Raw genomic sequence first — 8,662 nt, forward strand, 5'->3', positions numbered from 1 at the left:
TGTTGAATATTGGTGGCGGATATCTGGCTCAAGTCAATCGATGAGCCAGTCGTGGGTGACGTTGGCTCGCCATCAATGAGCACGAGAATACGGTCAGCACTAATGCCTTGTATCCAAGCTTCTGTACCAAATTTCCGCTCGATCGGTTTTAGCTGGATGCCGGGTAGGGTCTTAAGACCATCTTCAAGACTAAAGGCATGTTGTGCGCGCAGGGTTTCAGCTTTGATGACTTCGACTTTCACCGGTGCATCAGATAAGTTTCTTTCGGTTCGAGTGCCTGTTACGACAAGCGTCTCAAGAGCTTCTGGGCTGGTATTTTTGCTGTCGGTATTGGTTTGAGCCACTGCCTGGCTTGAGAGTACGCAGGCCAGAAATCCGGCCGACGTAGTGAGCATTCCTTGCGCATTCGCCAAAGCTTTTGGTAAACGCGAAATAAACATGATAATTACTTACAACTGATAATGATTCGCATTATTTTATCTGATTTTTTATTAATGTAAATAATAATAATTATCATTTTGTTTGTTGTTTGAGTAAATGCGCTCCGCTATACTATGTTGTCTTTGTCAAAAGAGGTTGTTATGACAAATCAAACTGTATTACCTGGCGATAAAGCGCTCGATCTCTTACAAGAGCTGTCTAGTTGGGGCAAGCTGCGTACAATTATTATTCATGCCGGTTGTGTATTTGAGTTTGGGGGTGTGTTCCCGCCAGGCGAAATCGGGTCTGGTTACTATAATTTGCATGCGCAGGAAGGTGGTTTCGAAGGGCATATAAATTTAGATAAGATTGACCATATTGCTTTTCAAGATGCCATGCATCGTGGCCGACAAGCCTACGCTTTTGTGTTTAATACTGAAAATGCTGAGACGATTTTCAAAGTTTTTTTAGGTCGTGATAATCATGGAGAGCTTTTTCCGCAGCAGGTGTTGCGTTTCAAAGCGATTCAATCTGAACTTACCCTTTAAAAAAGTATAAAGAAGTCACTATTATGAAAAATATTGCCATGCAAGACCGCTTAGATATGGAGATTTTAAGCTTTATTCAATCAAGGAAAAGTTTAATGTTGTCCTCGATCACAGAAGAGGGGGCGCCTTATGCTTCTTATGCACCGTTCGCCTTAACCGAGCAGCAAGATGGCTTTTATGTACTATTAAGTGTGATTGCGGTGCATGCGAAAAATTTATTAGCTAACCAAAAAGCTGCAGTACTCATTGTTGAGGATGAAGACAGTGCGGATGAGTTATTCGCACGCATACGCACTACTTACCAAGTTGATGCTGAGCATATTGCACACGGCAGCGATGGCTTTGAGCAGGGCATTCAGTTGCTTGAAGCTCGGCACGGTGAACGCAGTCGGCAGTTAAGCGAGTTAAGTGATTTTCATCTATTTAAGCTTACGCCAAATTCAGGTCGTTATGTGAAAGGTTTTGGTCGTGCATATATGTTAGCAGGTAATAGTCTTACCGCCGAGAGCATCGATCATTTACGTGATGGTCACCAGCAGCGTGAGTCTGCATAGCAAAAGCTAGCAATATTTAAAGCATCTGTCACAATGATAACGCCTGCTTTTAAGCAGGCGTTTTTTTGCCCGTTTATTTTTAACTTACAGGACTCAGGCATAGTAAGCATGCTAATCGCAGATATTGAATTTCAACAGCATCAAATGGTCAGCGCAGATGCTACCCTCAGCGTCTTAACTGTGGGTGATGTTAAAGCCAAGCCCATCATTTGTGTTCATGGCTTCCCAGATACGCCGCATACCTTTGAGCATCAAATACAGCCTTTACTTGATGCAGGCTTTCGCATTATTTTGCCTTTTCTGCGCGGCTACCCGCCTTCATCAAGCGGTAAGGGCATTAATTATTCGGTACGCAGCTTAGCGGCTGATATTGAGGCAATTATTGATCAATTTTGTGATGGCAAATGTTACTTGCTCGGTCACGATTGGGGGGCGATTACAAGTTATGCCTTAGCGAGTATTGCGTCTGATAAAATCGAAAAAATGATTGTTGCAGCAGTGCCGCCATTTGCTGCGTTAATCCGGGCTGGTGGTGATTTGCAGCAGGCTTGGCGATCGCGCTACGCACTTTTATTTCAGTTAGGTGCGCCGATGACTGCCTGGATGAGGCGAAGCCATGCACAAGGGCTTGATTGGCTGTGGTCTTACTGGTCACCCAGCTGGCAATATAGCGCGAAGGAAATTGCAGATGTAAAACATTGTCTACTGCAAGACGGCGCTATGTATGCTGCAACACAGTATTATCGGCAGCTGTTTAAAGATGCCTTGCTGGATCGAGATTTTATGCAGCAGCTAAGTGGCAATATTCAAGTGCCGACATTGGTCACGCAAGGCTTAGATGATGGCTGTATTGGTGCCGAATATTTTCTAAGTTTAGAGCAGTTTTTTGATGCGCCATTCGAGCTGCTTCAGGTTCCTGCTGCTGGACACTTTATGCATAGAGAGAACCCCGACTGTTTTAATCGCGCAATGCTGGACTTTCTTATCGGCGAAGAATAGTCGAAACTGTGTTATGCTAGATTTTTATCGATACAAGTCTGGTAATGGATAGTCAAAAAAAGCAACAGATAATTGCTGAGCTTAATCAAGAAACCTCAAAAATTGCCTGGTCTGAAATGCAAAAGTTTTTCGCCTCAGGTTCAACAATTTTTGTAACTAACGATTTAGATTTGTTAGATGTGGCATCTGACTTAGTTTTAGATAACTCGCCACGCATTAATACCCTGATGCAGGACAATAAAATGCACCCGGTGACAGACGCACAAGCTACGGTTTGGCTGGTGGAAAATCAGTGGGTTTGGGCAGTGGTGCTAGCCCCTTATGTGCTGGTGCAACCCATTTCAGCTCCCGATTCGAATTAACTTAGACATTACATGGCGAAAAAAGACTATTTTGTTAAAGACAGCCCGCTGCATGGCAAGGGTTTATTCGCCAGCCGACATTTGCAGCCAGGTACTTTACTTGGGGTTTGCCAAGTGGTGGCAAGCAAACAAGAAGGCTTATACACACTCACGCTGGATAATCAGCAAGTTGATGTGATTTGTGATCTGAAATATATCAACCATGCTAAACAGGCGAATGCTATTTACTGGGATGATTTAAGTGTTGAAGTGATAAGGCCGATCGCTAAAGGTGATGAAATTACGCACGACTATGGCGATGAGTGGGATTAAACAGCAGTACTTAAAAAGGAGCGATATATGCAAGCCGACAGCCAAGATTTAATTGCATTTATTCAACAATCGCCAACTCCCTTTCATGCGGTGCATGCAATGTTGAGCCGTTTAACTGCAGCTGGCTTTGTGCATGTGCACGAGTCAGAGCATTGGCAATTCGAGCTGGGTCAGAAGTATGTTATTACACGCAATGACTCAAGTATTATTGCCTTTAATTATCAATGTGCGGATATAGCCAATGCTGGGGTTCGTATGATTGGTGCGCACACTGACAGCCCTAATCTAAAAGTTAAGCCAAACCCTGATTTATATCAGCAGGGCTTCTGGCAGTTGGGCGTTGAAACCTATGGCGGCGTCTTACTTAACCCTTGGTTTGATCGACCATTGGCGCTGGCTGGTCGTGTGACTTTGCAGCATCCATCGGGTGAGATTATTCATCGTTTGGTCGATTCAAAGCATGCGCTTGGTATCATTCCATCCTTGGCGATTCATCTTGATCGAGAAGCAAATAAAAATCGCAGCATAAATCCACAAACTGATCTGCCAGTGCTTATGAGTTTGTCGGCTAACAAACAGCAAAACTTTCATGCCTTGTTGCAACAACTGTTAATAGAACAGCACTCTGATGGAAGTTTACAAACAGCTGAGATACTGGATTTTGAAATCAGTTTTTATGAAGCTGAGCCGGGTGGCGTATTCGGCGTGGTCAATGATTTTATCGCTGCCAGTCGCTTAGATAATTTGCTGAGCTGTTACATGGCAATGCAGGCGATGATTCATGCTGATAGTGAGCAAAATACACTTATGGTTTGTAATGATCATGAGGAAGTGGGCTCGCAGTCGGCCTCAGGTGCAGATGGTGCGATGCTGGCGCAGTTTTTGAAACGATTTGTGGAGTCGCAATCAGATCAAGCTGAAAGTGATTTTGGTCGCATGATTGACCAGTCGATGATGGTTTCTAGCGATAATGCGCACGGTATTCATCCAAACTTTGCCGCTAAACATGATGCTAATCATGGCCCTCTATTGGGCGCGGGGCCAGTGATCAAAATTAATGCTAACCAGCGTTATGCCTCTAACTCGGTTACGCAAGCGATATTCAGGCGCTGCTGTGCGATTGCGGAAGTGCCAGTGCAGGCCTTTGTGGTGCGAACTGATATGGCATGTGGCTCAACCATAGGGCCAATGACGGCTGCTAAATTGGGGGTAAAAACGGTGGATGTCGGGGTGCCGACCTTTGCGATGCATTCCATTCGTGAAACCGCAGCATGTCAAGATGTTGGCTTTATGCTGAATGCACTGATGGCATTTTATTGTCTGCCTTCAAGCTAGTTAATTAGCAGGCTTTATATTAGCTTCTAAGCTATTCATAGGCTTTTTTCTGTCTAAAAATGCTTTATTAAACTGCGGATAGTTTCAGCTAATAACTCGCGTCGGATTTTTTACCAATCTCGTCTTTCTTATATGGGTTGTCGCTTAAGTTTTTGCGTGGAATAGCTATAAAGCTCAGTAAGTAAAAACTTGCGGTAATCTTGCAGGAATCATTGGCTTTTCGAATTGGCAACAAAACAAAGTGTTGCGAGTAAAAGTGCAAAAAATAAAGTGCAAAAAATAAAGCGCAAAAAATAAAGTGCAGACTATGTATGAGGTGGTTATATAACTACTTACAGTACTGATAAGTAGTTATGAATACAGTAAGAAAATAATGTTGCTAAGAAATTTAGATAAGGAGTTTAGCTAAGCAGTTTAGCTGAGTAGATTAATATTGAACTATGCAGCGTGATACAGATTAGCACCTTGAACTTCTGCAATCGCCGACTCTACTAGCGACTTGGCAGTGCAGGCGCATTGGCCACATTGGGTTGAGCAGCCAGTTGTCTGCGCTATTTCGCGAAACGACGAAGCGCCATTATCGACAGCTTGGCGAAGTTGGCCGTCAGTGATGCCTTTACAAATACATACGTACATTTACGTTTGCCTTAAATACAACTCATTCTCATCAATGGTGTAAATTTAAACGCAATGAGAATTATTGTCAATTGCATTTAATGATATTTTTATACATTATTTGACTGATATACAGTTTCTATATCGCCCTTAGTTATTTTTTATGAGCATATCCCAATCAAATAGCTTAAAGTAAGCGACCTTATTGATCCTTTCATTAAGTTAGATTTTCATTGTTTGATTTTTCAAACTTTTCAAAGACCCTTGTCAATCTTAAGGAGAACTTACATGGGCGTTTTAGTTGGTAAACAAGCACCAAACTTTACTTCCAGCGCTGTTTTAGGCAGTGGAGAAATCGTTAACGAATTCAATTTTTTAGAGTCAACTGAAGGTAAATATCGCGTTTTATTTTTCTACCCATTGGACTTTACCTTTGTATGTCCGTCTGAGTTGATCGCGGTTCATCACCGTATGGATAAGTTCAAAGAATTGGGTGTTGAAGTTGTTGGCGCATCGATCGATTCGCATTTCACTCACAATGCATGGCGTAATACCGATGTGAAAGATGGTGGTATCGGTCAAGTTGCTTACACCTTAGCAGCAGATATTAACCATGATATTTGCCGTGCATACGATGTTGAGTCTGCTGGTGGTGTGGCATTTCGTGGTGTATTCATCATCGATAAAGAAGGTGTCGTACAATCACAAATCGTTAATAACCTGCCACTAGGACGTAACTTTGATGAAGTTATTCGTTTAGTGGAAGCGCTTCAGTTCCATGAAGAGCATGGCGAAGTTTGTCCAGCTGGCTGGAATAAAGGCGATAAAGGTATGACGGCTTCACCAGAAGGTGTGGCAGCATACTTAAGCGAAGAAGCTTCGAATCTTTAATTGCTTGCCAAACCACTTATATGCTTATTCATGCACTTAGTTAAATTTGCAGTGAGCAAATCTGCATGAAAAATAGCTGCTTAAAAAGTGAAAAAAACCGGCTTTTGCCGGTTTTTTTATGCCTGCGAGACTAGTGAATAAGACAAGCGGCATGATATGTCTGTATTAAAGGGATTAATTATGCAGTTCAGAAAACCAGCTGAATTCAAAATGAAAAGCATTATTCCTGTGACTGTGGGAACTCTGCAAAGTTCTGGTTAAAGGCGGTTGGCTGGAGATGAATGACGCCATTGCCGTAGTCAGTAGCAATCAGATAGTCGGGCAAGGCCACAGTGTGCAGATGCGCGTGGCAGTGCAGAAAGATATCACCGATATTTAATTGACCCACAACCTTCATAATCTCAGCTATCGATCGTTTCAGTAAGGGTTTATCAGCGTTATCAAGTAGCTCGATATTGTCTAATTCGTGACACACAGTAGCGCCAAAACTGTCTTCAGCATAGGCTTCAATCACAACCACTCTGAGGTATTTATCGTGCAGCTGGGGGACTTTTGCTTTAACCATAAAATGGACTCCTCTTCGTGCTTACGAAATATTCATAATTTGGGTTTAAATTTTTTTATCTTTCTTAATCTGATGATTCCTTTACGGCGTATAGACAGTTCACAAACTAAAATTATTTAGGAGATAACTGTGGGCAGCTTACAAAAAATGGACATAGATCTAGAAAAAAAAGCAATCGCTGAAGAAATTTACCAGCGAATCGTTGCTCTCCAGCCGGCTATCAAATCACGAGCTGAAGAAGCGAAGGAAAACCGCAAGGTTCCTCAAAAAACTATTGATGAACTGCAAGAAGCTGGATTTTTTCTAGCGCTTCAACCTAAAGCTTATGGTGGCTATGAAGTCGACCCACAAGACTTCTTTAGAATGCACCTAGCTATCGCTGAAGCCTGCATGTCTACTGCCTGGGCCTGCGGCATCGTAGCAGTTCACGCATTCCAGATTGCACTGATGGACAAGCAAGCTCAAGAAGATGTTTGGAAAGACGACATCCATACGCGTATATCTTCATCATATGCGCCAATGGGCAAGGTTGAAGTCGTTGAAGGTGGTTTTAAATTCTCTGGCCGTTGGGGCTGGTCATCAGGTTCTGATCACTGCACTTGGGCATTATTAGGTGGCGTTATTCCTGGTGAAGGCTACCGTACCTTCCTAGTGCCGAAAGAAGATTATGTGATCGAAGATACTTGGCACTCTATGGGTCTGCAAGGTACTGGCAGTAATGATGTTGTCGTAAAAGATGCATTTGTTCCTGACTACCGTACTCACAAGCAAATGGATGGTTTCAATCTTACCAACCCTGGCGTTACTGAAGATTCAGCCACGCTTTACCGCTTGCCTTGGGCGCAGCTTTTCATTCGTGTGGTATCAACACCTGCAATTGGTGCTTGTAAAGATGCGTTAGAGCTATACAAATCAGCAGCAATGAAAAAGGCTAGCATGGATTCTTCAAAACATGCCTCTGACCCGTCTGCGCTTGAGCGTATTGCGATGGCATCAAATACCATTGACGAAATGGAAACGGTGATGATGCGCAACTTTGATGAGATGATGAGCATTACTGCTGCAGGTGAAAGTATACCTGTTGAAAAGCGTGCCAAGTATCGTTACCAAGCATCTTTAGTTATCGAGAAGAGCATGTCAGTGATTGATAGCTTATTCTCAATGGCGGGTGGTAGCTCAGTATTCAAAGGCAGTGATATTCAGCAGCGCTTCTTGGATATTCATACCGCGCGCGCTCACGTTGCTAACAGTCCAACAAACTTCTCGCGTAACTATGGTGGCTTACACCTAGGTGCCGATAACGCCGACTTCTTTATCTAGCGGTAAAGCACTTCTCTTAAAGCCGCTTATGCGGCTTTTTTTATGCCTAATAAATATCTATTTCTAGCTAGATATTTTGCGTTGATCTTTTAAATACCCATCTTACGCAGGATTTCTTAGGTGTCTGCTTTAACTATACTTAAATAGAAGCATGATAAAATGATCAATTATTCAAAACCTAGGCTGAGTTCGCTCTTGCTGATCTAGCTTAGCCTATACTTAATTCAAATGATTAGCTTATCGACTGAGGATTTAGTCCTGATTTTCGAAAAGTAAAATACTTGCAGGCGATAAATCTAAAGCAAAGCTTTGTAACTTTTGTGTAAGTTCGTCGCAATTCTTCACAGTACAGTAAAAGCTAACATCATCATCAAGAAAGTTGACCCTGCCATTCATTCTCAAAACGGCAAGTTTTTGCCACTGTTCAGGTAAGGTTTTACCCTCTTTCTCAAACCAACTAGGGTAAATCATCACTAAGTCGATGTCTGACTGTTCGACTAATTGATGCATCCATTCTAAGTCGTCAGATGTTTGTCTGAAAGCGAGTGCCTCTTTCGAAGCTAATCCCCATAAATCTAATACATAGTGAGGATTTTGGTAACTCAGTAAGCCCAGGTCATTGACGGCTGCGGGCTGCTGATAGTATTGCTGAACAAAGCGATGCATTTGATACTGTTGTGCATAAATATTATAGCAGACAAATGGCGTGATTAGAAACACTGCTAGGTATGAGTTTGATGC

Annotated in this window: 12 protein-coding genes; 8 read left to right on the forward strand and 4 right to left on the reverse strand. The window is 42.6% G+C overall.

Annotated elements, in window-relative coordinates; translation table 11 throughout:
* Nucleotides 1-440 (reverse strand): TonB-dependent receptor plug domain-containing protein (locus HRU21_10215; protein NRA42663.1); only part of this gene is annotated, 440 nt, incomplete at its 3' end.
* Between the two features lie 114 nt (nt 441-554).
* Here HRU21_10215 and hutX point away from each other — a divergent pair.
* The 6 genes from hutX to HRU21_10245 are packed head-to-tail and all read left to right on the forward strand — an operon-like array spanning nt 555 to nt 4,530.
* Nucleotides 555-968 carry a heme utilization cystosolic carrier protein HutX gene (gene hutX / locus HRU21_10220; GenBank protein ID NRA42664.1) on the forward strand — a complete coding sequence of 138 codons (414 nt, stop codon included), beginning with the start codon at nt 555-557 and terminating at the stop codon, nt 966-968.
* A 23-nt stretch (nt 969-991) separates the two neighbouring features.
* Nucleotides 992-1,522 (forward strand): pyridoxamine 5'-phosphate oxidase family protein, encoded by a 531-nt coding sequence (locus tag HRU21_10225; GenBank protein NRA42665.1) that lies wholly within the window; start codon nt 992-994, stop codon nt 1,520-1,522.
* A gap of 33 nt (nt 1,523-1,555) precedes the next feature.
* Entirely contained in the window at nt 1,556-2,521 is a 966-nt protein-coding gene (locus tag HRU21_10230; GenBank protein ID NRA42666.1) for an alpha/beta hydrolase, read from the forward strand.
* Between the two features lie 44 nt (nt 2,522-2,565).
* Nucleotides 2,566-2,883, forward strand: a complete 318-nt coding sequence (locus HRU21_10235) for a DUF2288 family protein (GenBank protein ID NRA42667.1) — start codon at nt 2,566-2,568, stop codon at nt 2,881-2,883.
* A 12-nt stretch (nt 2,884-2,895) separates the two neighbouring features.
* Entirely contained in the window at nt 2,896-3,195 is a 300-nt protein-coding gene (locus tag HRU21_10240) for an SET domain-containing protein-lysine N-methyltransferase (GenBank protein NRA42668.1), read from the forward strand.
* 27 nt (nt 3,196-3,222) lie between these two features.
* Nucleotides 3,223-4,530, forward strand: a complete 1,308-nt coding sequence (locus tag HRU21_10245) for a M18 family aminopeptidase (GenBank protein NRA42669.1) — start codon at nt 3,223-3,225, stop codon at nt 4,528-4,530.
* A gap of 438 nt (nt 4,531-4,968) precedes the next feature.
* On the opposite strand, the gene HRU21_10250 is transcribed toward HRU21_10245, so the two are convergent.
* Complete coding sequence (locus HRU21_10250; GenBank protein ID NRA42670.1) at nt 4,969-5,166, reverse strand: (2Fe-2S)-binding protein; 198 nt, start codon at nt 5,164-5,166, stop codon at nt 4,969-4,971.
* A 267-nt stretch (nt 5,167-5,433) separates the two neighbouring features.
* Between HRU21_10250 and HRU21_10255 the strand changes: the two genes are divergently transcribed.
* The gene (locus HRU21_10255; protein ID NRA42671.1) at nt 5,434-6,036 is read left to right on the forward strand and encodes a peroxiredoxin; all 603 of its coding nucleotides are present in this window, start codon (nt 5,434-5,436) and stop codon (nt 6,034-6,036) included.
* 220 nt (nt 6,037-6,256) lie between these two features.
* On the opposite strand, the gene HRU21_10260 is transcribed toward HRU21_10255, so the two are convergent.
* Nucleotides 6,257-6,601: a hypothetical protein gene (locus HRU21_10260; GenBank protein ID NRA42672.1), complete on the reverse strand. Its 345-nt coding sequence runs from the start codon at nt 6,599-6,601 to the stop codon at nt 6,257-6,259.
* A 147-nt stretch (nt 6,602-6,748) separates the two neighbouring features.
* Between HRU21_10260 and HRU21_10265 the strand changes: the two genes are divergently transcribed.
* Nucleotides 6,749-7,921: an acyl-CoA dehydrogenase family protein gene (locus HRU21_10265; GenBank protein NRA42673.1), complete on the forward strand. Its 1,173-nt coding sequence runs from the start codon at nt 6,749-6,751 to the stop codon at nt 7,919-7,921.
* A 252-nt stretch (nt 7,922-8,173) separates the two neighbouring features.
* Here the strand turns inward: HRU21_10265 and HRU21_10270 are convergent.
* A partial coding sequence (locus HRU21_10270; GenBank protein ID NRA42674.1) for a hypothetical protein occupies nt 8,174-8,662 on the reverse strand: 489 nt, incomplete at its 5' end.

The sequence above is a fragment of the Pseudomonadales bacterium genome (genome assembly GCA_013215025.1).
Lineage (GTDB): Bacteria > Pseudomonadota > Gammaproteobacteria > Pseudomonadales > DT-91 > DT-91.